Annotated in this window: 19 protein-coding genes; 11 read left to right on the forward strand and 8 right to left on the reverse strand. The window is 69.5% G+C overall.

The window, feature by feature from the left end; all coding sequences use genetic code 11:
- Positions 1 to 31: 31 nt before the first annotated feature.
- From rlmN to AC07NX_RS08335, 3 genes are all read left to right on the forward strand, one after another.
- Positions 32 to 1,234, forward strand: a complete 1,203-nt coding sequence (rlmN, locus tag AC07NX_RS08325) for a dual-specificity RNA methyltransferase RlmN (RefSeq protein ID WP_494640755.1) — start codon at positions 32 to 34, stop codon at positions 1,232 to 1,234.
- Between the two features lie 89 nt (positions 1,235 to 1,323).
- Positions 1,324 to 1,752, forward strand: coding sequence for a DUF350 domain-containing protein (locus AC07NX_RS08330; protein ID WP_494640757.1), 429 nt, complete (start codon positions 1,324 to 1,326; stop codon positions 1,750 to 1,752).
- Between the two features lie 22 nt (positions 1,753 to 1,774).
- Complete coding sequence (locus AC07NX_RS08335; RefSeq protein WP_494640759.1) at positions 1,775 to 2,614, forward strand: S1 family peptidase; 840 nt, start codon at positions 1,775 to 1,777, stop codon at positions 2,612 to 2,614.
- Positions 2,615 to 2,636: 22 nt separating this feature from the next.
- Here the strand turns inward: AC07NX_RS08335 and AC07NX_RS08340 are convergent, their stop codons facing one another.
- Both AC07NX_RS08340 and AC07NX_RS08345 read right to left on the reverse strand, forming a co-directional pair.
- On the reverse strand, positions 2,637 to 4,346 hold the full coding sequence (locus AC07NX_RS08340; RefSeq protein ID WP_494640761.1) for an AmpG family muropeptide MFS transporter: 1,710 nt from the start codon (positions 4,344 to 4,346) through the stop codon (positions 2,637 to 2,639).
- Between the two features lie 37 nt (positions 4,347 to 4,383).
- Positions 4,384 to 5,919 carry a response regulator gene (locus AC07NX_RS08345; protein WP_494640763.1) on the reverse strand — a complete coding sequence of 512 codons (1,536 nt, stop codon included), beginning with the start codon at positions 5,917 to 5,919 and terminating at the stop codon, positions 4,384 to 4,386.
- A 518-nt stretch (positions 5,920 to 6,437) separates the two neighbouring features.
- Between AC07NX_RS08345 and AC07NX_RS08350 the strand changes: the two genes are divergently transcribed.
- Positions 6,438 to 10,772 (forward strand): cadherin-like domain-containing protein, encoded by a 4,335-nt coding sequence (locus AC07NX_RS08350; protein WP_494640765.1) that lies wholly within the window; start codon positions 6,438 to 6,440, stop codon positions 10,770 to 10,772.
- Positions 10,773 to 10,808: 36 nt separating this feature from the next.
- Here the strand turns inward: AC07NX_RS08350 and AC07NX_RS08355 are convergent, their stop codons facing one another.
- From AC07NX_RS08355 to kefF, 3 genes are all read right to left on the reverse strand, one after another.
- The gene (locus tag AC07NX_RS08355; RefSeq protein WP_494640767.1) at positions 10,809 to 11,048 is read right to left on the reverse strand and encodes a DUF6894 family protein; all 240 of its coding nucleotides are present in this window, start codon (positions 11,046 to 11,048) and stop codon (positions 10,809 to 10,811) included.
- A 106-nt stretch (positions 11,049 to 11,154) separates the two neighbouring features.
- Positions 11,155 to 13,071: a monovalent cation:proton antiporter-2 (CPA2) family protein gene (locus AC07NX_RS08360; RefSeq protein WP_494640769.1), complete on the reverse strand. Its 1,917-nt coding sequence runs from the start codon at positions 13,069 to 13,071 to the stop codon at positions 11,155 to 11,157.
- Positions 13,072 to 13,074: 3 nt separating this feature from the next.
- Positions 13,075 to 13,686 carry a glutathione-regulated potassium-efflux system oxidoreductase KefF gene (kefF, locus tag AC07NX_RS08365; protein ID WP_494640771.1) on the reverse strand — a complete coding sequence of 204 codons (612 nt, stop codon included), beginning with the start codon at positions 13,684 to 13,686 and terminating at the stop codon, positions 13,075 to 13,077.
- A 96-nt stretch (positions 13,687 to 13,782) separates the two neighbouring features.
- On the opposite strand from kefF, the gene AC07NX_RS08370 reads away from it, so the two are divergent.
- Both AC07NX_RS08370 and AC07NX_RS08375 read left to right on the forward strand, forming a co-directional pair.
- Positions 13,783 to 14,505, forward strand: a complete 723-nt coding sequence (locus tag AC07NX_RS08370) for a CoA transferase subunit A (protein ID WP_494640773.1) — start codon at positions 13,783 to 13,785, stop codon at positions 14,503 to 14,505.
- Positions 14,505 to 15,146, forward strand: a complete 642-nt coding sequence (locus AC07NX_RS08375; protein ID WP_494640775.1) for a 3-oxoacid CoA-transferase subunit B — start codon at positions 14,505 to 14,507, stop codon at positions 15,144 to 15,146. The genes AC07NX_RS08370 and AC07NX_RS08375 overlap by 1 nt, the downstream gene beginning before the upstream one ends.
- A 141-nt stretch (positions 15,147 to 15,287) precedes the next feature.
- Here the strand turns inward: AC07NX_RS08375 and AC07NX_RS08380 are convergent, their stop codons facing one another.
- Positions 15,288 to 16,871 (reverse strand): ArnT family glycosyltransferase, encoded by a 1,584-nt coding sequence (locus AC07NX_RS08380; protein WP_494640777.1) that lies wholly within the window; start codon positions 16,869 to 16,871, stop codon positions 15,288 to 15,290.
- 196 nt (positions 16,872 to 17,067) lie between these two features.
- Here AC07NX_RS08380 and AC07NX_RS08385 point away from each other — a divergent pair, with 196 nt between their 5' ends.
- The 4 genes from AC07NX_RS08385 (at position 17,068) to AC07NX_RS08400 (ending at position 22,117) form a co-directional block, all read left to right on the forward strand.
- Positions 17,068 to 19,482: a TonB-dependent receptor gene (locus AC07NX_RS08385; RefSeq protein ID WP_494640779.1), complete on the forward strand. Its 2,415-nt coding sequence runs from the start codon at positions 17,068 to 17,070 to the stop codon at positions 19,480 to 19,482.
- Between the two features lie 207 nt (positions 19,483 to 19,689).
- Positions 19,690 to 20,694 (forward strand): agmatine deiminase family protein, encoded by a 1,005-nt coding sequence (locus AC07NX_RS08390; protein WP_494640781.1) that lies wholly within the window; start codon positions 19,690 to 19,692, stop codon positions 20,692 to 20,694.
- The gene (gene aguB / locus AC07NX_RS08395) at positions 20,691 to 21,569 is read left to right on the forward strand and encodes an N-carbamoylputrescine amidase (RefSeq protein ID WP_494640783.1); all 879 of its coding nucleotides are present in this window, start codon (positions 20,691 to 20,693) and stop codon (positions 21,567 to 21,569) included. The genes AC07NX_RS08390 and aguB overlap by 4 nt, the downstream gene beginning before the upstream one ends.
- A complete protein-coding gene (locus AC07NX_RS08400) occupies positions 21,566 to 22,117 on the forward strand; it encodes a GNAT family N-acetyltransferase (RefSeq protein WP_494640785.1) in 552 nt (183 codons plus the stop codon). Before aguB ends, AC07NX_RS08400 begins: the two co-directional genes overlap by 4 nt.
- 105 nt (positions 22,118 to 22,222) lie before the next feature.
- Here AC07NX_RS08400 and AC07NX_RS08405 read toward each other — a convergent pair whose 3' ends face one another.
- Positions 22,223 to 23,035: an acid phosphatase gene (locus AC07NX_RS08405; RefSeq protein ID WP_494640787.1), complete on the reverse strand. Its 813-nt coding sequence runs from the start codon at positions 23,033 to 23,035 to the stop codon at positions 22,223 to 22,225.
- 201 nt (positions 23,036 to 23,236) lie between these two features.
- Here AC07NX_RS08405 and AC07NX_RS08410 point away from each other — a divergent pair, with 201 nt between their 5' ends.
- Positions 23,237 to 24,031 carry a SapC family protein gene (locus AC07NX_RS08410; RefSeq protein ID WP_494640789.1) on the forward strand — a complete coding sequence of 265 codons (795 nt, stop codon included), beginning with the start codon at positions 23,237 to 23,239 and terminating at the stop codon, positions 24,029 to 24,031.
- A 61-nt stretch (positions 24,032 to 24,092) separates the two neighbouring features.
- Here AC07NX_RS08410 and AC07NX_RS08415 read toward each other — a convergent pair whose 3' ends face one another.
- A complete protein-coding gene (locus tag AC07NX_RS08415; protein WP_494640791.1) occupies positions 24,093 to 24,485 on the reverse strand; it encodes an acyl dehydratase in 393 nt (130 codons plus the stop codon).
- Positions 24,486 to 24,592: the final 107 nt, after the last annotated feature.

Genomic DNA, 24,592 nt, shown 5'->3' on the forward strand with positions numbered 1-24,592 from the left:
TCCCTGAAATGTCTTGCCTCCGGACCGCCCCTTGAGCGTCACCCTCGACCTGTCGCGCATGGCCCCCCGAGCCGATGCTCCGAAGCCCCTGATCAACCTGTCGGGCCTGACCCGCCCGCAGATGATCGCCGCCCTGGCCGAGAGCGGCGTCGTCGAGCACGGCAAGGCCAAGATGCGCGCCACCCAGATTTTCCGCTGGGTGCATCATCGCGGCGTCACCGACTTCGGCCAGATGAGCGACGTGGCCAAGGAGACCCGGGCGCGCCTGGCCGACCACTTCACGATCGCTCGTCCCGAGGTCGTCGAGCGCCAGGTCAGCAAGGACGGCACCCGCAAGTGGCTGATCCGCATGGCCCCGGGCGTCGAGGTCGAGACCGTCTACATTCCGTCGGTTGGGCGGGTGGGCGCGCTCTGCGTCTCCAGCCAGGTCGGCTGCACCCTGAACTGCAGCTTCTGCCACACCGGCACCCAGGCCCTGGTCCGCAACCTGACCGCCGCCGAGATCGTCGCCCAGGTGCAGATCGCCAAGGACGACCTGGGCGAATGGCCTTCCGACAAGGAAGACCGCCTGCTCAGCAACATCGTGTTCATGGGCATGGGCGAGCCGCTCTACAACCTGGGCCAGGTGGCCGACGCCATCGAGATCATCAGCGACCACGAGGGCATCACGATCTCGCGCCGCCGGATCACGGTCTCGACCTCGGGCGTGGTCCCGCAGCTGGAAGCCCTGGGCGAGAAGACCCAGGCCATGCTGGCCATCAGCCTGCACGCCACCAACGACGCCCTGCGCGACGTGCTGGTGCCGCTGAACAAGAAGTACCCGCTCGAACAGCTGATGGCCGGCATCCGCGCCTATCCGGGCCTCAGCAACGCCCGCCGCGTGACGTTCGAATACGTGATGCTGAAGGGCGTCAACGACAGCCCCGACGAGGCCCGCGCCCTGGTCAAGCTGATCAAGGGCATTCCGGCCAAGGTCAACCTGATCCCGTTCAACCCGTGGCCGGGCACGGACTATCAGTGCTCCGACTGGGCGGCGATCGAGGCCTTCGCCGCGATCCTCAACAAGGCCGGCTACTCCTCGCCGATCCGCACGCCGCGCGGCCGCGACATCCTCGCCGCCTGCGGCCAGCTGAAGAGCGAGAGCGAGAAGGTCCGCGCCTCGGCGATGCGCAAGCTGTCGATGGCCGCCATGGCCGGCGTGTTGGACGACGACGAGGACGAGGCGGCCGCATAGGGCTGGATTCCAAGCCGGACGAGCCCCCTACGCACGGCCGCTGGTCCCGTGCTAGCAATGCGTCCCTCAAGTTCGGGATCATCGTCTTCATGCCGCCTCAGCTCCAGTCGCCCGAGATCCAGGCCTTCGCCAGCGGCCTGCCGCTGACGCTGATGCATGCGGCCATCACCCTGGTGATGCTGGTCATCGGCACGGCGCTCTACGCCCTGCTGACCCCGCACAGGGAGATCAAGCTGATCCGCGAAGGCAACGCCGCCGCCGCCCTGTCGCTGGGCGGGGTGATGGTCGGCCTGGCCATCCCGCTGGCCACCTCCCTGAAGGCCTCGGTCTCGCCGCTGGAGATCGTGCTGTGGGGCGTCTCGACGATCGCCGTCCAGCTGCTGGTGTTCCGGGTCACCGACATGCTGCTCAAGGGCCTGCCCGAGCGGATCAACGAGGGCGAGGTCGCCGCCGCCGCCCTGCTGGTCGGGGCCAAGATCGCCACCGCCCTGATCCTGGCCGCCGCGGTCGCCGGCTGACGGCGGACGAGCGGGGCGCGCCGTGCATTTCCCAAGGCTCCCGGACTGGCTGATCTACGGGGCGGTGGTGGCCGCCCTGCTGGTCGTGGCCGTCGGCCGGCAGGAGCGTTCCGACGCCCCGCCGCCGCCGCCGCCGGTGCCGGGCGGCGAGGGCCTGCCGCTGGGGCCCGCCTCGCCATTCGACCCGTCCGTCGTCGTCCAGGTGCCCGAGAAGGGCCAGCCCGGCAGCGGCACGGCCTTTTCGGTCGACGACGGCGGCTCGTGGCTGACCGCCCGGCACGTGGTCGACGGCTGCCGCGAGGCGGCGATCGTCGTGGCCGACGGCCGGGGCGTGGCGGCCCGCATCACGCTGGACCCGTCCGGCGACGCCGCCATCCTGACCACCGAAGGCGGCGCGCCCGCCGTGCCCCTCCGCGGCCTGGCCGAGCCGCCCCGGCGAGGCGAGCGGGCCTATCATCCGGGCTTCCCGCAAGGCCATCCCGGCGAGGTCACCTCGCGCCTGCTGGGCCGTGAGAACCTGGTCATCCGGGGGCGCGGCGCCCGGGTCGAGCCGGTGCTGGTCTGGGCCGAGGTCGGCCGCACCGACAACCTGAAGGGCACGCTGTCGGGCCTGTCGGGCGCTCCCGCCCTGGACAGCGCAGGCCGGGTGATCGGCGTGACGGTGGCGGAATCGCCGCGCCGGGGCCGGATCTACACGACCGCCCAGGAGACGATCGACGACCTCCTCAAGCAGAGCCGCCGCCGGCCAGCCGGCTTCGCCCTCGGCGAGGCGATCACCACCGAAAACTACGGCCGCGTCGCCGACGGCCTGCGCCGCGACCTGCGCGTGGCCCAGGTGGTGTGCCTGAAGAGCGAGACCTGAAACACGCCGAGCGGTCGCGGGTTCAGGTCGCAGCCTCGGTTTCCGCGGCCGCCTTGGCGGCCATGTGCGCCGGCTGGCGGACGGCGACCAGGAATGACAGGCCGATGGCCACCACGCCGATCAGGGCCGTGTAGATGAAGAACGCCGTATAGCCTGCCGCCATGGCCGGGGCGCCCACCCCCAGCTTGGCGCCAGCGGCGGTGAAGCTCTCGGGCGGCAGGCGCGTGAACAGGCCCTTCAGCACGCCGATCGGGCCGCCGTGCTCGGCCGCGATCGCCGAGGCCTCGACGATCCGTCCCGACTGGGAGGCGATCAGCTTGCCGGGCAGGGCGTAGAGCGAGGAGAACAGCGCGTATTGCGTGGCCGTGAAGCCCGCCGTGGTCAGGCTGGACATGTAGGCGATCAGGGCCGTGCCGGCGACGCCGCCGGCGATGTTGTCGATGCAGATCGAGGTGAACAGCATCGGCACGCTGTGACCGCTCATCGCCAGCAGGGCGAACATCAGGTTGCTGATCGGCTGGGCGAAGGCCCCGACGATCAGGGCTCGCATCAGCCCGAAGCGCGCCACGACAACTCCGCCCAGGAATACACCGGCCATCGAGGCGATGATGCCGAACACCTTCCGGATCTCGGCGATCTCGGTCAGGGAGAAGCCCATGTCGCGGTAGAACGGGTTCATGATGTTGAGCACGAAGTCCGAGACCCGGTAGACGCAGATCGCCGCCAGGATCAGGCCGGCCACGCCCGAGAACCGGGTCAGGAAGTCCTTGAGCGGCGAATAGAGCGCCGTCGACAGGTAGACGCCGGGCTTGGTCTTGACCCTGGGGATCGGCCAGGCGGCGATCACGATCACGGCGAGGCCGGCCAGTACGCCGGCCAGCTGCAGCCAGACGCCGTTAGGCTTGGCCTTCCAGGCCTCGGCCAGGACGTCGCCGCCCACCAGCTTGGACAGCAGGCTGGCGTCACCCGACAGGCCGGATCCGACCAGCAGGGCGCCGATGACCAGGATGGCCAGCCGCGCCAGCCATTCGATGATCTCCAAGGCCTTGGGCTGGTTGACGCCGTCGGTATGGATCGGCCGGATGGCGTGGGCCTCTTCGCGCGGCGCCGCCAAGGTCGAGGCCACGCCGATCAGCATGATCCCGGCCATGACCAGGTAGGAGATGTTCCAGCCGAACCGCTCGGCCAGGATCAGCGGCACGGCCCCGGCCATGATCATCGCCCCGCGATAGCCCCACTGCACGGCGACGGCCATCTGGCCCTGGCGCTCGACGTCGACCACCTCGATCCGCCAGGCGTCGATGACGATGTCCTGGGTGGCGGTGGCGAAGCCGACGATCACGGCGATGGCGGCCATCAGCGGCAGGTTCGCGGCCGGATTGACGCCGGAAATGGCCAGCAGGCCCAGGATGATCACCGCCTGGCAGACCAGCATCCAGGCCCGCCGGTGGCCGACCAGCCCATGCAGCACCGGCACCTTGGTGCGGTCGATCAGCGGGGCCCACAGGAACTTGAACGAGAACGACAGGGTCGCCAGGCTGAAGAAGCCGATCACCGCCAGGGACAGGCCCGCGTCGCGCAGCCACAGCGACAGGGTGTCGAAGATCAGCATGAAGGGCAGGCCCGAGGCGAATCCCAGGCCCAGCATCACCAGGCTGCGGCGCTCACCGAAGAAGGCCAGGGTCTGCAGAAGGGTCTTCTTCTGCGGCGCGGGTTTGGCGTCGTCGGTCATGCGTGGCGGTTCCCGGTGCGGGGGAAGCCGCCCCGCCTTAGCCGGCGACCTTGGCGCGCGTCGCCGCTTTCGTCCAGCCGAGGCCCGTCCAGTTCGTCAGCACGCCGCGCAGGGCCGGCGGGGTGAGCGGCTTGGCCAGGAAGTCGTTCATGCCGGCCGCCAGGCAGGCGCGGCGGTCCTCGTCGAAGGCGTCGGCGGTCAGGGCGACGATGGGCGTGGTCACGCCGCGCTCGCGCAGGGCCTTGGTGGCCTCGATGCCGTTCAGGCCCGGCATGCGCAGGTCCATCAGGATCAGGTCGTAGAAGCCGCGCGACAGGGCCGAGACGGCCTCGTCGCCGCTGGCGATGCGGTCGACCCTGCAGCCCTCGCGCTCCAGCAGGGCGCGGGCTAGCAGGGCGTTGATCGGGTTGTCCTCGGCCAGCAGCACGCGGACGCCGGGGGCGGCGGCGGGGGCGATGCGGTCGTCCTCGTGGGCCGACGCCGGAGCGGCCTCGATCGTCGGGGTTCGGGTCGCTGGACGAGCGGCCAGCACCTGGGCGATCAGCGAGGCGCGGCGCAGCGGCTTGATCAGGTAACCCAGGCCGGCGGCCTTCAGCTTGGGGATGCGGTCGCGCTGGTCGGGGGTCAGCAGGACGACGCAGGCGCGGCCGGCCGGCGGCTTCAGCGCCCCGCGCGGCCCAGCCAGGGCCGCGTCGAGCAGCAGCACGACGTCGGCCGGGGCGCCCTTCAGGGCTTCGGCGACGGTCTCGCCGGCCAGGGCCTGGCCGCCGCTGGCTCGGACCTGGCGGAGGGCGGCCTCGCGGATCATGGCGTTGGGCGAGGCGATGGCGACGGCGCGGCCGGACAGCGGCAGCTCCGGGGGCGGCGTCGGGGCGACCTCGAACGGGGCCTCGAACCAGAACTCGGCGCCCTGGCCCAGCTCGCCGCCGACCCCGGCCTCGCCGTCCATGGCCCCGGCCAGGCGGGCGACGATCGCCAGGCCCAGTCCCGCTCCGCCCAGCTGGGCCTGGTGCGAGGGATCGGTCTGGACGAAGGCCTCGAAGATGGCGGCGCGGGCTTCCGGAGCGACGCCGGGACCCGTGTCGCGGACGGAGAAGCGAGCGCGACCGTTCGGCGCCAGCTCGGCGCTCAGCAGCACCCCGCCGACTTCGGTGAACTTGATGGCGTTGCCGGCGTAGTTCAGCAGCACCTGCCGCAGACGACCCTCGTCGGCCAGGATCGTCGGCAGGCCGGGCGCGGCGGCCCAGGCGATCTCGATGGCCTTTTCATGGGCGCGCGGGCTGAGCAGCTCGGCCACCTGGCGCAGCAGGTTCTCGACGTCGACCGGGGCGGTGTGCAGCTCGATGGCGGTGGCGCCGAGACGGGCGAAGTCGAGCACGTCGTTGACCAGCGACAGCAGGTGGTCGCCGCTTTCGCGCAGGGCGCCGACATAGGCGCGCTGCTCGGCGGTCAGCCGGGTGCCCTCCAGCAGCCGCGCCATGCCCAGCACGCCGTTCAGCGGGGTGCGGAACTCGTGGCTGAGGGTGGCCAGCTGTTCGGGAGTGATCCCGGCGGAGGAAGGACGGTTGCTCATGGCGGGAGAGCTTAGCGGTCACGGCTTAACGACGGGTGTTCGGCGCCAGGGATTCAGGGCGTCCGCCGGTCGCCGTTCCGATCAGGTAAGTAAGAATTTGTTTCCCATTTGAGATTGAGCGCCGCCGATTGCAATTTTCGCGCCCGGCCCCAGGCATTTCGCGTCCGGCCGCCAGTCGTCGCCAGGCTTGCCGTATCGCGGATATTCGAGCTCTCGGCCGTCCGGTTGGGATCTTGCTTAACGCAACAAAGCGAAGATTTCAGACGCATCGTTTACGGACGGAATGAATAATATCATGACGTGAAACTTCTCTCTTAATCTTCAGGTCGGACTTGCCCCGACTAGGTCGCAAGCTCTTGATTGCGAAGTGCTGAAAATTTCGACATCGTCCTGTCATCGAGTGCTTCTAGGCTGGATCAAGATCGCGGTCTTGCTGAAAGCTCCTAGAATAACCGGCTCACCCAGGTTCAGGCTCCAGCAGCGACCGTCCAGAACAAGACCCCCTTCGGAGGAAACACATGACCACCCTGACCGTGGGCGATCTCGCCCTGATCGGCTACAGCGCCGACACCGCCGGCAAGTCGTTCTCGTTCGTGCTGCTGACGGCGGTCGAGGCCGGTACGGTCATCACCTTCACCGACAACGGTTGGCTGGCGGCGGGCGGCTTCCGGACGGGCGAGGGCGTCTACACCTATACGGCCGGGGCCGGCGGCGCGGCGGCGGGCACGGTGATCACGGTCACGGGCCTGACCGGTTCGCTGAACCCCTCGACCTCGGGCGACCAGATCATCGCTTATCAGGGCTCGGGCGCGTCGGCGACGCCGCTGTTCGCCCTGGACTTCGCGGACGGCAACACGACCTATGCTGGCGACGCGACCAATTCCAACACCTCGGCCATTCCGACGGGCCTGGCGACGGGGAGCACGGCGCTGGCCTTCGGGACCGACAACGGCGCCTATGTGGGCGCGACCACGGGGGCCAAGGCCGAGATCCTGTCGGCGATCGCCAATTCGGCCAACTGGTCGCTCGATGACGGCGTGCCCGTTCCCTACAAGACCGGCTTCACGGTCACCGACGGCGGCGCGCCCAGCGCCAATGTCTCGATCAGCGACGTCACCCTGAGCGAGGGCGATTCCGGCGACCAGGTGATGACCTTCACGGTCACGCGCACCAACACCACCGGCGCCTTCACCGTCGACTTCGCCACGACCGACGGCTCGGCCCAGGCCGGGAGCGACTATGCCGAGACCCACGGGTCCCTGACCTTCACGGCCGGCGGCCCGGCCAGCCAGACCGTGTCGGTGACGATCCACGGCGACGCGACGCCCGAGCCGAACGAGGCCTTCACGGTCAATCTCTCCAACCTGGTGGTGACCAGCGGCGCGGCGGCCCTGATCGACGCGGTCGGCCAGGCGACCATCGTCAATGACGACTTCGCCCCCGTGGCGATCTACGACATCCAGGGCGCCGGCCACCTCTCGGCCTATGACGGCCAGACGGTCTCGACCCAGGGCGTGGTGACGGCGATCGACACCACCGGTTCGCGCGGCTTCTGGATCCAGGACGCTGTGGGTGACGGCGACGACGCCACCTCGGACGCCATCTTCGTGTTCACCAACGCCATCCCGACCGTCCATGTCGGCGACCTGGTGCAGGTGAGCGGCACGGTCGACGAGTACAACGGCGGGGTCGCCACCAACCTGACGATCACCGAGATCACCGCGCCGACGATCAGCGTGATCGGCACGGGGACCGTGGCCTCGACCTTGCTCGGGGCGGGCGGCCGGGCCGTTCCGAACACCGTCATCGACGACGACGGCCTGACCAGCTTCGATCCGGCGACCGACGGGATCGACTTCTACGAGTCGATCGAGGGCATGGTGGTGACGATCCACGACGCCCAGGCGACCGACGCCACCGACGCGGGCCAGACCTGGGTGGTGGCCGACGGCGGCGCCGACGCCAGCGGCCTCAACGGCCGGGGCGGCGTCACCCTGACCGAGGGCGACGACAATCCCGAACGGATCCTGGTCTATGCCGACAGCGGCGTGAACCCCGGCTTCTCGGCCGGCTACGTGCTGCGCGACCAGCTGGGCGACGTCACCGGCGTGGTCAGCTATTTCGGCGGCAAGTACGAGGTGATCGCCACCGCGGTCGAGAACACCGTCAGCGGCGGGACCCTGCCGCTGGAGACCACCAGCCTGGCCGGCGACGCCAGCCACCTGACGATCGGCGCCTATAATCTGGAGAACCTTTCGGCCGTCGATTCGGACGCCAAGTTCGCCGCCCTGGCGGCCGACATCGCCAACAACCTCGGAGCGCCCGACATCCTCGGCGTCGAGGAGATCCAGGACGCCGACGGCGCCGGAAACGGTACGAACTACAGCGGCGCGGCGACGCTGGACAAGCTGGTGGCGGCCATCGAGGCGGCCGGCGGCCCGCGCTACAGCTGGATCGAGATCGCGCCGACCGCCAACAACACCACCGGCGGCGAGGGCAACGGCAACATCCGCAACGCCTTCCTCTATCGCGCCGACCGCGTGGACTATGTCGAGGGCTCGGCCCGGCTGGTCGTTGACACCACCGGCCCGGCCAACGCCTTCAACAACAGCCGCTCGCCCCTGGCCGCCGACTTCGTGTTCCGGGGTGAGACGATCACCGCCATCGACGTGCACAACTATTCGCGCGGCGGCAGCGACCCGCTGTTCGGCGCCAACCAGCCGCCGACCAACAACGGCGACGACCGGCGCCTGGACCAGAGCACGGCCGTCCGCGACTATGTCCAGGGCCTGCTGGCCGCCGACCCGGACGCCCATGTCGCGGTGATGGGAGACTTCAACGCCTTCTATCACGAGCCGAGCCTGACTGTGCTGGAGGCGAACGGCGCGCTCTACAACCTGGCCCGGACCCTGCCTCCGGAAGAGCGCTATTCCTACATCTTCGAGGGCAACGCCCAGCAGATCGACCACCTGCTGGTCTCGCAGGGCCTGGCGAACGGCGCGGTGTTCGACAACGTCCACCTCAACACCGGCCAGGCGTCGATCGACCAGCCCACCGACCACGACGCGATCCTGGCCCGCCTGTCGATCAACACCGCCCCGGTGGCGACGCTGGACGGGACGTTCACGGTGGCCGAGGACACGATCCTGACCGTCGATGCGGCCCACGGCGTGCTGGCCAACGACAGCGACGCCAACAGCGACGCGCTGACGGCCGTGCTGGATCACGGCCCGACCTACGGCACGCTGGTGCTCAACGCCGACGGCTCGTTCGTCTACACCGCCAACGCCAATCATAGCGGCGGCGACAGCTTCACCTACACCGCCCGCGACGCGTTCGGCGGCGTTTCGGGGGTGGTGACGGTCCTGCTGGGCGTCGAGGCGGTCAACGACGCGCCGGACGGCGCGGCCGATGTGGCCAGCGTCGCCGAGGACGCCTCGATCCTGGTCGACGTGCTGGCCAACGACCACGACGTCGACCTGGACGGCCTGGTCATCGCGGCCCTGTCAGGGACCAAGTCGGCCCTGGGCGCCTCGATCAGCCTCGATAACGGCCAGGTCCGCTACGTGGCCGATGCGGACAGCTTCGACCAGCTGGCCGCTGGCCAGTCGGTGGTCGACAGCTTCACCTACACCGCCTCGGACGGCCACGGCGGCTTCACCGCCCCGATCACGGTCAGCGTCACGGTGGGCGAAGCCGGCGACAACCGTAGCCTGTCGGGCGGGCTGTGGCAGGCCAACAGCTTCACAGACGCACCCGGCAAGGACACCACCTATACCGGCGGCCTGCTCAAGGACGTGATCGACGGCGGCGACGGCGCCGACACCTTGAGGGGCCTGGCGGGCTACGACACGCTGACCGGCGGCGCCGGGGCCGACTTCCTCGACGGCGGCCTGGACGGCGACTACCAGCGCGGCGGGGCCGGCGCCGACCGGATCGTCTACGACGCGGCCGACTATGTGATCGACGGCGGCGCGGACCGGGACACCCTGATCCTGAACGTCGGCGCGACCGTGAACCTAGCCAACATGTCGACCAGCCAGGTCGCGGGCGGGGCCTATGTGGCGGGCTTCGAGGACGTCGACGCCTCGGGCGCGAGCGCCGGCGTCATCCTGACCGGTTCGGCCTACAACAACAGTCTGACCGGCGGGGCGGGCGCTGACACCCTGGTCGGCGGCGCGGGCTTCGACACCCTGGCCGGCGGGGCGGGCAACGACGTCCTCGATGGCGGCGCCGACGGCGACCACCAGCGGGGCGGCGACGGCGACGACCGGATCGTCTATGACGCGGCCGACTACGTGATCGACGGCGGCGCGGGCCGCGACACCCTGGTCCTGAAGGTCGCGGCCGTCGTCAACCTGGCCAACCTGTCCAGCAGCCAGATCACCGGCGCGACCTATGTCTCCAGCTTCGAGAACGTCGACGCCTCGGGCGCCGCGGCCGGCGTGACCCTGACCGGCTCGCAGTACAACAACAGCCTGGTCGGCGGGGCCGGGGCCGACGTGATCTCCGGCGGCGGCGGCGCGGACCTGCTGGCGGGCGGCTTCGGCGCCGACACCTTCGTGTTCGCCGCGACCTCGGACTCCGCGCCGACCGCGCGGGACGTCATCCTCGACTTCGGGGCGGGCGATCGGATCGACCTGTCGGGGATCGACGCCAACACCGGCCTGGCCGGCGACCAGGGCTTCACCCTGAACAACCAGACGGGCCATGCCGGCGACATGGCCTTCTTCTACGACGCCCAGGGCGACCGCACGGTCGTGCTGCTCTACACCGACAACAGCGGGCAGGCCGCCTCGATCTTCGAGCTGGCCGGAAACCACGGCCTGACGACGTCGGACTTCATCCTCTGATCGGGCGCTGATCGGGCCAAGGCGCGGGACGGGGCCTCAGTGCACCGTCCCGGTCGGGGCGTTGGCCTCGACGGCGACCGTCGCCAGCACGGCGCGGCGGTCGTCCAGCACCTCGACCAGCAGGGTCCCCTCCTGGGCGAATTCGTCGGCGTTGTCGCGCAGCCACTCGCCGGCGATCCGCGCCGCCTCGACCTTGGCGGCGTCGAGGTCGTCGAACACCTCGCCCTCGTCGTCGGTCAGGACGTGGCCGTCGCTGAGCTGGAAGAAATAACGCATCGACCTGGTCTCACGCCTCGCCACGGTCCTTCGGGATGTCGGCCATGAGGCCCTCCTTTCCATAGGAATCCCGTTCGCGGGCCGGCGGTTCCGAGATCGCGTCCCGCTACTTCGCGCCCTCGCGCCGGGCGTTCTCGCGTTCGGCCCGCTCCTTCAGCTCCTCGTCGAGGCTGGCGGTGTCCCAGGCGCCGGCCCCGTCGCCGGGACGCAGGCGGGCCAGGTCGGCGGTCAGCAGCCTGTCCATGGTCTGGGCCGCGTCGCGCGAGGCCAGGATATAGGCCTCCTCCTGGCCCCAGACGGGACGCAGGTCCTCGAACGACTTGCGGTCGTGGCGGCGGAAGATCCCGGCCGCGCGGTGGGCCCGGTGGGCGCGGTAGCCCAGCTTCTGCAGGGCGGTGGTCCCCAGGGCCAGGGCGGCCTCGAAGGTCTCGCGCTCGACCGCGTCGGCGCCGTTGGCCAGCAGGTCGTAGGCGTGGCGGCGGTCCCAGGCCCGGGCCAGGATCACCAGGTCGGGGAAGGCCTTGCGGGCGGTCTCGACCAGTTCGACGGTCTTTTCGCGGTCGTCCAGGGCGACGATCAGCATCCGGGCCCGCTCGATGCCGGCGGCCCGCAGCAGGTCCATGCGGGTCGCGTCGCCATAGTGCACCCGGCGGCCGAAGCGGCGCAGCAGGTCGATCTGCTCGATGTCGCTGTCCAGCACGGTCGAGCGGAAGCCGTTGGCGGTCAGCAGGCGGCCGGTGATCTGGCCGAAGCGGCCGAAGCCGGCGATGATGATGTCCGGCTCGCCGTCGTCGAAGGCGCCGGTGTCGGGCGTGACCTTGGGTATGGCCGCGTCGACCATCTGGGCGATGCGCTCGTAGAGGATCATCGCCACCGGGGTCAGGGCCATGGAGACGGCGACGGCGGCGGTCAGCAGGGCCGCCAGGGTCGCGCCGATCACCCCGGCCCCGACCGTGAAGCTGAGCAGCACGAAGGCGAACTCCCCGCCCTGGGCTAGGGCGGTGGCGACGGCCGCCGCCCCGCGGGCCGGGGCGCCGAACAGCCGCGCCAGTCCGAACATGACCACGAACTTCAGCACCATCAGCCCCAGCACCAGGCCGATCAGCACCAGGGGCTGGCTGGCCACCAGCTTCAGGTCGATGCCCGCTCCGACGGTGATGAAGAACAGGCCCAGCAGCAGGCCGCGGAACGGCTCAATGTCGGTTTCCAGCTCGCGGCGGAACTCGCTCTCGGCCAGCACCACCCCGGCCAGGAAGGCGCCCAGCGCGGGCGACAGCCCGACGGTCTGCATGATGCTGGCCACGCCCACCACGATCAGCAGGGCCGCGGCGGTGAAGATCTCGCGCAGGCGGGCCTCGGCGATGAAGCGGAAGATCGGCCGCACCAGGTAGCGGCCGCCGCCGACCACCGCGCCGACGGCGACGAACACCGCCAGGCCCTGGGCCCAGGGCGGCAGGTGGGCCACCAGGCTTGGCCCGCCATGGCCGGCGGCCTCGGCGTGGACCGGCGGGGCGATGGTCGCCAGGGTCGGCAGCAGGGCGAACATCGGGATCACCGCCAGGTCCTGCAGGAGCAGCACCCCGAAGGCCGCGCGTCCGACCGGCCCCTGCCTCAGGCCCTTCTCGTCCAGGGTCTGCAGGACGATGGCGGTCGAGGACATGGCCAGGACCAGGCCCACGGCCAGGGCCGTCTGCCAGGGCAGGCCCAGCGCCATCGACACGCCGGCCACGGCCAGGGCCGTGCCGACCACCTGGGCCCCGCCCAGGCCGAAGATCGCCTTGCGCATGTCCCACAGGGTGGAGGGCTGGACCTCCAGCCCGATCAGGAACAGCAGGATGACCACGCCGAACTCGGCGAACTTCATCACGTCGGTCTGTTCGCCGACCAGCGACAGGGCGAACGGGCCGATCACCACCCCGGCGATCAGGTAGCCCAGCACCGATCCCAGGCCCAGGCGCTTGGCGATCGGCACGGAGATGACGGCGGCGCCGAGATAGACCAGGGCTTGCAGCAGGAACGGCATGGATCAGGCCCCCAGTTCGGCGTCGGCGGGCGCGGCCAGCAGCGAGCCGATGCGGGCCCGGTAGCGCTGGGCCTCGGCCTTCAGCTCTTCGTCATCCTTGGTCGCCGCCCCGTGCACCACGAAGGGCGTCTCCCAGACCATGCCGCACAGATAGGCGGTCTGCTCCAGCGGGCGCAGGAACTCGTCCATCGAGAAGCGGTTGTAGCCGTGGGCGTGGTAGGCCTTGGCCGCCCCGCCGGTGGTGCAGGCGGCGAACAATCGCTTGCCGGCCAGGGCGTTGCCCTCCAGGCCGTAGGCGAAGCCGTGCAGCCAGACCAGGTCGAACCACTCCTTCAGCAGGGCCGGGGTCGAGTACCAGTAGAGCGGGAACTGCACGGCGATCACGTCGTGCGCCAGCAGCTTCTCCTGCTCGGCCTCGATGTCGATCGCGAAGTCCGGATAGGTCTCGTAGAGGTCATGGAAGGTGACGCCGCCCAGGCCCTTGGCCGCCTTGGCCAGGGCGCGATTGGCGCGAGAGCGTTCAAGCGCGGGATGGGCCAGGGTCAGCAGCACGCCCGAGGTGGCGGGCGTCGCGAGGCCGGTGCTAGCTTCCCCAGCGTCAGTCTGATCGGTCACGCCGCTACTCCACGCATCGAAATTTTATTCATCAAGGGTTGAATTTCTCCGTCCGGCGGCTCAGAGCAGTCGGCGAACGTCGCTCCGGGAGGAACCATGGTCGACAAGGTCAAGTCCACAGCCGCCGAGGCGCTGGCGGGTCTTTTATTCGATGGCATGACGATCATGGCCGGGGGCTTCGGCCTCTGCGGCATTCCCGAAAACCTGATCGCGGCGATCCGCGAAACGGGCGTCAAGGACCTCACGGTGGTCTCCAACAATTGCGGCGTCGACGGCTTCGGCCTGGGGATCCTGCTGGAGAACCGCCAGATCAAGAAGATGGTCTCGTCCTATGTGGGCGAGAACAAGCTGTTCGAACAGCTCTACCTCAGCGGCGAGCTGGAGCTGGAGTTCAATCCGCAGGGCACCCTGGCCGAGCGCATCCGGGCCGGCGGGGCGGGCATTCCCGCCTTCTTTACCCGCACGGGCTACGGCACCCTGGTGGCCGAGGGCAAGGAAACCCGCGAGTTCGACGGCGAGATGTACGTGATGGAGCGCGGCCTGACCGCCGACCTGTCGATCGTCAAGGCCTGGAAGGCCGACGCCGAGGGCAACCTCGTCTACCGCAAGACCGCCCGCAACTTCAATCCGATGATGGCCACGGCCGGCAAGGCCACGGTCGTCGAGGTCGAGGAGATCGTCGAGATCGGCGCGCTGGACAAGGACGCCATCCACACCCCCGGCATCTATGTCGACCGCCTGATCAAGGGCGCGAGGTTCGAGAAGCGGATCGAACGCGTCACCACCCGTCCCCGCGAAACCGCTCAGGAGCAAGCGTGATGGCCTGGACGCGCGACCAGATGGCCGAACGGGCCGCCAAGGAGCTGCGGGACGGCTTCTACGTGAACCTGGGCATCGGCATCCCGACCCTGGTGGCTAACTATATTCCCGACGGCATGAGCGTGACGCTGCAGAGCGAGAACGGCATGCTGGGCATGGGCCCCTTCCCCTACGAGGGCGAGGAGGACGCCGACCTGATCAACGCCGGCAAGCAGACGATCACCGAGCTGGACTCCAGCTCCTACTTTTCGTCCGCCGACAGCTTCGCGATGATCCGCGGCGGCCACATCGCCCTGTCGATCCTGGGCGGCATGCAGGTGGCCGAAAACGGCGACCTGGCCAACTGGATGGTGCCCGGCAAGATGGTCAAGGGCATGGGCGGGGCCATGGACCTGGTGGCCGGCGTCAAGCGGGTGGTGGTGGTCATGGACCATTGCGAGAAATCCGGCGCGCCCAAGCTGCTGAAGCGGTGCTCCCTGCCGCTGACCGGGGCGGGGGTCGTCGACCTGCTGATCACCGAACTGGGCGTGTTCGAGATCAACCGCGGCAAGACACCGGTGAAGCTGATCGAGCTGGCGCCCGACGTGACCGTGGACGACGTGAAGGCCAAGACCGAGGCGGATTTCGAGGTCGCTCTCTAAGATCCTCCCCCTGTGGGGGAGGTGTCGGCGCAGCCGACGGAGGGGGGAGTGGCAGGTCCGCGGTCATGATCCGGATCGACAGCCCCATAACTCCCCCCACCGGCCTTCGGCCGCCTCCCCCACAGGGGGAGGATCTAATCCCTACGGCGTCGGCTTCGGATCCGGCGGTAGCCCGGTCACCGGATCCCGCGGTACGGGCTGGAAGCCCTCGGCGATGAACAGGTCGGTCCGTCGCGAGCGCTTCTTGTCCAGCCGCACACGGACGATCTGCAGGTCCGAGGTCTTGGCGAAGTCCTGCCTGATCTTGGCGCGGTAGGTTCCCTCCAGGCTGGCGATCAGGGCCCGGCGACCCAGGGCGGCGTCCAGCGGCGCCTCGGCCTCGGCCTGGTTGCGGGCGGCGATTTCGTGCACCCACATCCGCAGCGGCGGGGCCTGCGGCGTGCCGAAATAGGCGCGGCCGTAATAGGCGGCCACGTTGTAGAGGAAGCGGTCGTCGACGGCGACGGCGGTCAGGCCGCCGTGCAGGGCCTGCTCCTCGCGCGAGCGCTCGATGATCGCCTGCACCGTCTGGTCCCAGCCGCGGGCCCGCTTGAAGGCGTTGGCCATGCCCATGGCCTCGGCCGTGCGCGGCGCGATCACCCAGGCCAGGAACACCGCCGCCAGCACCGCCTGCAGGGCCAGTCCGCCGACCAGCCAGCGGCGGGCGTCCCAGCGCAGCAGCCAGGCGGCGACCAGAACCGAGCCGGCGACATAGGCCGCCCCGGCCCAGTTGGCGTTGGCCCGCGACACGAAGGCCTGGGCCGCCACCGTGACCAGGGGCGGCAGGGCGAAGCACAGCAGCATGACGTCGGCCGGGGCCGGCCGCCTGCGCACGGCCAGCAGCACGGCGCCGCCGCCCAGGACGCCGAACGGCACGGGCCCGAACACTCCGAACTGCGAGCCGACGAACTGGACCAGCTCCAGCGGATTGAACAGCTTGCCGGCCTTCCAGTTGGCGTTGGCCGCCGTGTGCTCCAGCGTCGAGAAGTGGTGCTGGTAGTTCCAGATCATGTTCGGGGCGAAGACCGCCAGCAGGGTGGCGAAGAAGGCGATCGCCATGGCCGGGGTCCAGGCCCGTCGGGCGTCGCGCGACAGGACCAGGTGCGCGCCCAGGCTGGCCAGGGCGTAGATCGCCGCGTACTTGGACAGGAACGCCAGGCCCAGGGCCGCGCCCATGCCGGCGGCCAGCCAGGTCCGCGCCCTGGGCGAGGCGTGGGGCAGGGCGACGCAGGCCCAGATCATCAAGGCCAGGAAGAACAGCAGCGGGGTGTCGGTGGTGATCAGCACCGACGACAGCTGGACGCCGGGCATCAGGATGAAGATCGCCGCGGCCGCCGCCCCGACCCAGCTCCCGCCCCGCTCGGCGCCGTAGAGCCGCGTGGCGATGCGCGAGATCACCAGGGCCGTGCCAGCGTTGATCAGCGGCGAACCGATGCGCAGCCAGGCCTCGGCGTCGCCGCCGATCCGCGTGGTCGCCCAGATCAGCCAGGCGATCACCGGGGGCTTGGAAAAGTAGCCGAAATCCAGGTGACGCGACCACAGCCAGTACTGGGCTTCGTCCGGGTACAGCTCCAGGGGGGTGGCGAACAGCGCCACGACCCGCAGAACCGTCAGAACCCCGACCAAGATCAGCGTCAGCCGCCAGATTCGCGCCTGAGCCGGCCGCGCCGTTTCATCAAGGGCCACGCTGATTTCTCCCGCATAAGTAAGAGGACGCTGACTAAATCTTCCGCAAGCGGGCCCCTGAAGCGGGTTTATCCGCGATCGTGGCCTTTCCGTCACCAAACCTTCTAAATAGGTCGCTAAAGAGCCTCTCAATGATATGGCGCGGCGGGCCTCATGCACCCCGTCGTGGCCTGAACGAGGGGACTAGATCAAGATGATGACGAAAAAGCTCGCCTGTCTGGCGTCGACCGCCCTGGTCGGCTGCCTGCTCAGCGCCACCGCCGCCATGGCCCAGTCGACCGGTACGGACGCCGTCGAACAGGTCGTGGTCACCGCCGCCGGCCAGCGGAACCAGAACGGCGCGATCGTTCAGCAGATCGTGCCGAAGTCGCGTTCGACCATCACCCAGGAGTTCATCGCCCGCCAGGTGCCCGGCCAGACGATCCTGGATTCGCTGAACCTGCTGCCCGGCGTCAACTTCACCAACAACGACGCCTACGGCTCGGCCGGCGGCGACATCACCATTCGCGGCTTCGACTCCCAGCGCATCGCCCTGCTGCAGGACGGCGTTCCACTGAACGACAGCGGCAACTACGCCATCTATCCGAACCAGCAGATGGACTCGGAACTGATCGCCAAGGTCGACGTCAACACCGGCACCACCGACGTTGACAGCCCGACGGCCGCGGCCGCTGGCGGCACCATCAACTACGTGACCCGCAAGCCCGCCGACGAGTTCGGCGGCGTGATCGAAGCCCAGGCCGGCGACGGCAACTTCCGTCGCTTCTTCGCCGTGATCGACACCGGCAAGGTCGGTCCCCTCGGCACCAGCGCCTGGATCAGCTACGCCGACGCCATCAACGACGTGTTCAACGGCCCGGGCAAGATCCACAAGAAGCAGTTCAACGCGCGGATCTATCAGCCGATCGGCGACAACGGCGACTTCATCAGCCTGATCGCCAACTACAACGAAAACCGCAACAACTTCATCAACCGCATGTCGCTGGCCCAGTTCCAGGCCGGCACCGGCGTCGGCTACAGCCGCGCCACCTGCGCCCGTCCGACCCCGGTGGCCGGCACGGCCCAGATCGATGTCAACGCGGGCACCTGCTACAAGTACAACATCAACCCGTCGAACACGGGCAACATCCGCGGCCAGTCGCTGTTCCACATCGGCGACAACTTCATCCTGACCGTGGATCCCTCGTTCCAGTACGTGCTGGCCAACGGCGGCGGTCGCGGCCTGTTCAACGAAAGCGGCGCGACCACGGGCAGCGGCCTGATCCGCGGCAGCGCCCTGACCGGCCGCCAGGACCTGAACGGCGACGGCGACACGCTGGACACCGTCCTGCTGTACGCGCCGAACATCACCAACACCCGGCGCTACGGCGTGACCTCGTCGCTGATCTGGAAGTTCGCCGACAGCCAGAGCTTCCGCGTCGCCTACACCTTCGACGAAGCCCATCACCGCCAGACCGGCGAGTATACGACGTTCAGCGGCGACACGACGCCGAACGACGTGTTCGGCGGCAAGGACGGTTACGGCAAGCCGATCAAGCTGTCGGACGGCAGCATCCTGCGCCGGCGCGACCGCGTCTCGGTCGCCACCCTGAACCAGATCTCCGCCGAGTATCGCGGCAAGTTCATGGACGACAAGGTCCTGCTGAACGTCGGCCTGCGCGCGCCGTTCCTCAAGCGCGAGCTGCATAACTTCTGCTATCAGGCCGACACCTTCACCGCCTACTGCACCAACCAGGCCCCGACGGCCGTGGCGGGCAGCAACGACGGCGCTGGCCAGACCCTGGTCACCCTGCCGGGCCAAGGCGCGACCCAGTACGGTCGTCCGCGCGAGTTCACCCGCAAGTACGACAAGGTCCTGCCGAACGTCGCGGCCAGCTACAACCTGACCGACCATCAGTCGGTCTACGCCAGCTACGCCGAGACCCTGTCGGCGCCGCGCACCGACGACCTGTACGACAAGAAGCTGACCAGCCCGAAGGCGGAAACCACCCAGGCTTTCGACGTGGGCTACCGCTTCCAGTCGCCGACCGTCATGCTGGCCGCCTCGGTCTACTACACCAGCTTCCAGAACCGCATCGAGCGCGCCTTCAACGAGCAGGACAACATCGCCTTCTCGGTCAACGTCGGCGACGTCAAGCTGAAGGGCTTCGACGCCCAGTTCGGCGTCAAGCCGGAAGACTACATCAGCTTCTACGCCTCGTTCTCGTACGCGGACTCGGAAATGCAGGAGAACATCCCCGGCACCGCGCTGGGCACGATCCTGCTGACCAAGGGCAAGGAACTCTACGAAGCGCCGAAGTACCAGGGCGCCGTTCGCGTCGACTGGGACATCACCGAGGCGCTCAGCCTCGGCGTCCAAGCCAAGTACATCGGCGAGCGCTGGACCAACCTGGTCAACACCGAAAAGGTGCCGCACTACGCCCTGCTGGACATGGACGCCCGCTACAAGCTGGACGGCTTCGGCCTGAAGGACACCTACGTCCAGATCAACGTGAAGAACCTGGCCGACGAGAAGTACCTCGGCGACCTGGCCGTGAACCCGTCGGGCACGGGCCTGGGCCAGCCGGGCTATCCGCGCACGGCCAGCATCACCCTGCACGCCGCGTTCTAAGCGCAGCGTACAGCGGACTTGAGAACGAGGGCGGTCCGGAAACGGGCCGCCCTTTTTCTTTTGTCGCCCCCGTTTGCTTCCCGGCCTTGACGCATTTCCTTCACGCGAACCGGAATCCACTTCGCTTGAAAATGCTCTAGAAGGGCGGCTTGACCCCGGGGCTGTCCCGGCCCATTTGCGCCTCCCGTTTCGATCCAGGTTTCCGCCATGACCCCGACCGTCCCCGCCGAGTGGGCTCCGCACCGCGCCATGTGGGTGGGTTTCCCCAGCCACGCCGAGCTCTGGCAGGAAGACCTCGACCAGGCCCAGGACGAGGTCGCCGCCCTGGCGCGCGCCCTGGCCGGCCCTGGCGGCGAGCGGGTGCGCCTGATGGTGGTCGGCGACGAGGCCGAGGCCGCCGCCCGCGCCCGGCTGTCCGACACCGCGGTCGAGATCGTCCGCGGCCAGTTCGGCGACATCTGGCTGCGCGACACCGGCCCGATCTTCACCGAGACCGCCGGCGGCGCGGTGGCGGCCGGCTTCCGGTTCAACGGCTGGGGCGGCAAGTACCAGCTGGAAGGCGACGACATCGTCGCCGAGCAGATCGCCGCCGCCAGCGGCGCGCCCCTGACCCGCAACCCCTTCGTCCTGGAGGGCGGGGCCCTGGACCATGACGGCCAGGGCACGATCCTGACCACCCGCCAGTGCCTGCTGAACGAGAACCGCAACGGCGACTGGGACGAGGCCAAGGCCGCCGCCGCCCTGGCCGCGGCCCTGGGGGCCCGGAAGGTGCTGTGGCTGGGCGACGGCCTGCTGAACGACCACACCGACGGCCATGTCGACAACCTGGCCCGCTTCGTCGCGCCGGGCGTGGTGGCCTGCCCGATGGCCTTCGGGACCGACGACCCCAACGCAGAGGTCTATGCCGAGACCGCCCGCGCCCTGGGCGCGATGACCGACAGCCGCGGCTCGCCCCTGCAGGTGGTCCGCATCCCCTCGCCGGGCCGGATCCTGGACGAGGACGGCGAGGTCATCCCGGCCTCGCACATGAACTTCCTGATCGCCAACGAGGCGGTGATCGTGCCGATCTACGCCGAGGAGTCCGGCGCCTTCGCCGTCGAGGTGATCCGCGGCCTGTTCCCCGAGCGCGAGGTGATCGGCCTGCCCTCCACCGCCATCCTGACCGGCGGCGGCTCGTTCCACTGCATCAGCCAACAGGAGCCCGGCGAATGACCCGCACCCTCAGCGTCGCCGCGATCCAGACCGCGTACGGGATGGACCTGCAGGCCAACATCAAGAAGACCGAGCACTTCATCCGCGAGGCCGCCGCCAAGGGCGCCCAGGTGATCCTGCCGTCCGAGCTGTTCCAGGGGCCGTACTTCTGCGTCGCCCAGGAGGAGCGCTGGTTCGCGGAAGCCCATCCGTGGCGCGAGCACCCGGTGGTCAAGGCCATCGCCCCCCTGGCCGGCGAGCTGGGCGTGGTCATCCCGATCTCGATCTTCGAGAAGGAAGGCCCGCACTATTTCAACAGCCTGGTGATGGCCGACGCCGACGGGTCGCTGCTGGGTCTCTACCGCAAGAGCCACATCCCCGACGGCCCCGGCTACATGGAGAAGTACTATTTCCGGCCGGGCGACACGGGCTTCAAGGTCTGGGACACGCGCTTTGGCCGCCTGGGCGTCGGCATCTGCTGGGACCAGTGGTACCCCGAGGCCGCCCGGGCCATGGCGCTGATGGGCGCCGAGTGCCTGTTCTACCCGACCGCCATCGGCAGCGAGCCGCACGACCCGAGCCTCGATACCGCCCTGCCGTGGCGGCGGGCCATGCAGGGCCACGCCGTCAGCAACGTGATCCCGGTGGTCGGCGCCAACCGCATCGGCTTCGAGCCCTGGGACGGCTATCCGAACGGCGGCCAGACCTTCTACGGCTCGTCCTTCGTCGCCGACCATCGCGGCGATCTGGTCAGCGAGCTGGGCCGGGCCGACGAGGGGATCGTCGCCGCGACCTTCGACCTGGACTTCCTGCAGACCCACCGCGCGGCCTGGGGCTTCTTCCGCGACCGGCGGCCGGACCTCTATACGAGCCTGGCCAACGGCCGGCCGGCGTGATCCACACCGACCGGCTCGTCCTGCGCGCGCCGATCGACGCCGACCGCGACGCCATCGCCGCCCTCAACGCCGATCCCAGGGTCGGCGCCTGGCTGGGCGGAGCGCGCGACCGGGCCGAGAGCGACGCCTTCGTCGACCGCGTCCTGGCCCACATCGCCGATCACGGCTTCGGCTTCTGGGCGGTGGAGCGCAAGGCCGACGGGCGGGTGATCGGCCTGACCGGGATCTGGCACGTGCCCGAACCCAACCCGCTGGCCGGCCAGGTCGAGATCGGCTGGCGGTTCGCCCCCGACGCCTGGGGCCAGGGCTACGCCACCGAGGCGGCCCGGGCGGCCCTGGACTACGGCTTCGACCTGAGCATCGACGAGATCGTCGCCTTCACGGCCAGGACCAACCTGGCGTCGCAGGCGGTGATGCGGCGCCTGGGGATGGTCCACGATCCGGCGCGGGATTTCGAGCATCCGGGCTTGGCCGAGAGCGATCCGCTGAAGCCGCATGTGGTGTTCGTGGGGTGGCCGAGGATGGCCCACCGACTTGCCCCCACCTGACCGCTTCGCGGTCTGTTCGCCCGCATAGGGGGCGAAGCCTGCGCACCGGAGCGCTCTTCCCCCTCCGGGGGAAGACGGTCGCGAAGCGACCCGTAGGGGCAAGTGTCAGCCGGCGGCGCACCCCGTCGGCGCCCCTCGGGCCTTCGACGCCGCCACCTCCGCCCGCGCCGTCGCCAGATCCGCCATGAACGCCGGATCCTGGTGCAGCCGCGAGACCATGGCCGAGCCCAGGTAGCGGCCGGCTTCGAGGTCGCTGGGATAGTGCACGCCGCAGACCACGCGGCTGTCGCCGAATTCGCGGCCGCGGGCCAGGACGGCGCTGGCGTGCTCGGGGGCGACCTCGGAGATCACCAGGGCCCAGGACCAGCCGACCAGGCCGTGGCCTGACGGATAGGAGCCGTCGGTCTCGATCCATTTTTCGCGCGGCACGCAGATCGGGCGGGTGTTGCCGACCGGCGGGCGCGGACGCTGAAAGGCGGCCTTGGCCGGCTGGTAGAGGGTGGCGGCGTCGTCGGTCATCCGCAGCAACAGCCTGGCCAGGGTCGGGGTGGCCTCCGGGCCGATCGTTACGCCGGCCACGCAGGAGAAGCTCTTGAAACCGTGCGCCCCCGACAGGTCGGCGTCGGCGATGGCCCGGTCCCAGGCCGGCGTGCCCGCCAGCTTGCGGGTGGCCTCGAAGGTCGCCCGGTCGGCCTTGCCGCGCGGCGAGTCCGGGGCCGGCGGCGGGCCGACGATCAGGGCCCCATCCAGGTTCATGCCGGTCCTCAGATAGCCGGCCGGCGGCTTGGTCCAGCTGGCCGTGCTGGGGCTGACGGCGTAGGGCGGCGCCTTGGGAGGCGAGAACAGACCCTGGGTCGGGGAGCAACCTATCAGCAGGACGCCCGCAACGGCGGCGGGCAACAGCGCGGTTCGGGTCATGGGCGGCCTCCGATCGATCCTCTCGCCACAGAGCGGGGACGAGGGGCCTCGTCAAGCTTGGTGCGACGACGAGAACGGCGCCAGACCGCGCGGCGGAGGGGTCGATTGCGGGCCCCCTCGGGATCGGCTAGAAGCGCCAGACCTTTAAAGGCCGCCTGAGCGCAATGGGCGTCCGTTCACTAGCCTTTTGTCGAGCTGTTCATGGAAACGACCCAACCCGCCGGCGGCATCTCCGGCAACGTCCTGTTTTATTCCTCGCCGGAGCCGCTGAACCGCGAGCAGCACGCCAAGCTGGCCCTGGTCCACAAGGACAAGCCGTACAGCTTCGCCCTGAGCGGCACCGCCGTGCCGCTGGCCGTGACCGAATTCGCCCCGGCCGCCCTGACCTATCCGGTGATCTTCGCCGGCGAGGACCGCGTGCCGCTGGCCGTGATGGGCCTGAACACCGGCGAGAATCTGTTCATCCAGGCCGACGGCGCCTTCGAGGCCGGCGCCTACATCCCGGCCTATATCCGCCGCTATCCGTTCGTCCTGGCCAATGACGAGAGCCAGGACCGCCTGATCGTCTGCATCGACCGCGGCTCGGACCTGCTGGCCGAAGGCGGCCAGACCCCGCTGTTCGACGAGAAGGGCGAGCCCACCGAATACACCCAGAACTGCATCAAGTTCTGCGACGACTTCGAGGTCGAGCGCCGCCGCACCGACTCGTTCGTGCAGCTGCTGAAGGACAACGACCTCTTCGAACTGAAGAAGGCCGTCTTCACCCCGATGGACGCCAACGGCCAGCCGGGCGAGCCGCAGACCGTGGCCGAGTACTTCGGCGTCTCGGAAGAGAAGCTGAACGCCCTGCCGGCCGAGAAGATCAAGGAGCTGCAAGCCAGCGGCGCCCTGGCCCAGATCTATGCGCACCTGGTGTCGCTGATCGGCTGGGACCGCCTGATCGCCCTGGCCACCATCCGCCAGCAGCAACAGGTCGCCAACGGCGCGCTGAACTAGGCTCGACGCTTCACGGTGTCGAAGAGGCGGCGGATCCATGCGGTCCGCCGCCTTTTTCGTTTCACCGCGCGAAGATGCTCCGCGTCAGGCATGAAAAGACCAGCCGGCCCGCCTCGTCGAGCAGATCGTGCTGGGCGATGACGATCCCCTTGCCCTCGCCGACCGGGTCCTTGCCCATCACCGTCATGCGGCCGCGCAGCAGCTCGCCGGCCGGCGGGTTGCGCAGCCAGCGCAGGGCGTCGACGCCGACCCGCTTGGTCTGGGGCCAGGCGGCGCTGGCCTCGGCGTCCAGCTTCGACCAGATGGCGAAGACCATGGTGTCGGGCGCGCCGCTGGCCGCCGGCCAGCCCGGCTGGAAGGCCGCGCAGAAGGCGTCCAGCGCCTTGCCGTCGACGACCGTGGTTCCCAGGGCGACCACCTGGCCGATCTCGATGTCGTCGAAGGAAGCGGGCATGGACGGGCGACTCTGTTGCGAACGCGGGTCACCGACCTGATCACGGCGGCTTGGCCATTGTCGAGAGCGCTTGGAGAGGTCATGTGTCTTGCCCATCTTGTCTTGGG

The organism is Caulobacter sp. GW821-FHT09A05 (assembly GCF_059418465.1).

What these genes read in the sequence shown, in the direction of transcription:
- aguB (WP_494640783.1), top strand. Translation starts at nt 20,691, where the DNA reads ATGACCCGCACCCTCAGCGTCGCCGCGATCCAGACCGCGTACGGGATG.
- AC07NX_RS08410 (WP_494640789.1), top strand. Translation starts at nt 23,237, where the DNA reads ATGGAAACGACCCAACCCGCCGGCGGCATCTCCGGCAACGTCCTGTTT.
- AC07NX_RS08370 (WP_494640773.1), top strand. Translation starts at nt 13,783, where the DNA reads ATGGTCGACAAGGTCAAGTCCACAGCCGCCGAGGCGCTGGCGGGTCTT.
- AC07NX_RS08385 (WP_494640779.1), top strand. Translation starts at nt 17,068, where the DNA reads ATGACGAAAAAGCTCGCCTGTCTGGCGTCGACCGCCCTGGTCGGCTGC.
- AC07NX_RS08340 (WP_494640761.1), bottom strand. Translation starts at nt 4,346, where the DNA reads ATGACCGACGACGCCAAACCCGCGCCGCAGAAGAAGACCCTTCTGCAG.
- AC07NX_RS08355 (WP_494640767.1), bottom strand. Translation starts at nt 11,048, where the DNA reads ATGCGTTATTTCTTCCAGCTCAGCGACGGCCACGTCCTGACCGACGAC.
- AC07NX_RS08360 (WP_494640769.1), bottom strand. Translation starts at nt 13,071, where the DNA reads ATGCCGTTCCTGCTGCAAGCCCTGGTCTATCTCGGCGCCGCCGTCATC.
- AC07NX_RS08375 (WP_494640775.1), top strand. Translation starts at nt 14,505, where the DNA reads ATGGCCTGGACGCGCGACCAGATGGCCGAACGGGCCGCCAAGGAGCTG.
- AC07NX_RS08345 (WP_494640763.1), bottom strand. Translation starts at nt 5,919, where the DNA reads ATGAGCAACCGTCCTTCCTCCGCCGGGATCACTCCCGAACAGCTGGCC.
- AC07NX_RS08390 (WP_494640781.1), top strand. Translation starts at nt 19,690, where the DNA reads ATGACCCCGACCGTCCCCGCCGAGTGGGCTCCGCACCGCGCCATGTGG.
- AC07NX_RS08405 (WP_494640787.1), bottom strand. Translation starts at nt 23,035, where the DNA reads ATGACCCGAACCGCGCTGTTGCCCGCCGCCGTTGCGGGCGTCCTGCTG.
- AC07NX_RS08350 (WP_494640765.1), top strand. Translation starts at nt 6,438, where the DNA reads ATGACCACCCTGACCGTGGGCGATCTCGCCCTGATCGGCTACAGCGCC.
- AC07NX_RS08415 (WP_494640791.1), bottom strand. Translation starts at nt 24,485, where the DNA reads ATGCCCGCTTCCTTCGACGACATCGAGATCGGCCAGGTGGTCGCCCTG.
- AC07NX_RS08330 (WP_494640757.1), top strand. Translation starts at nt 1,324, where the DNA reads ATGCCGCCTCAGCTCCAGTCGCCCGAGATCCAGGCCTTCGCCAGCGGC.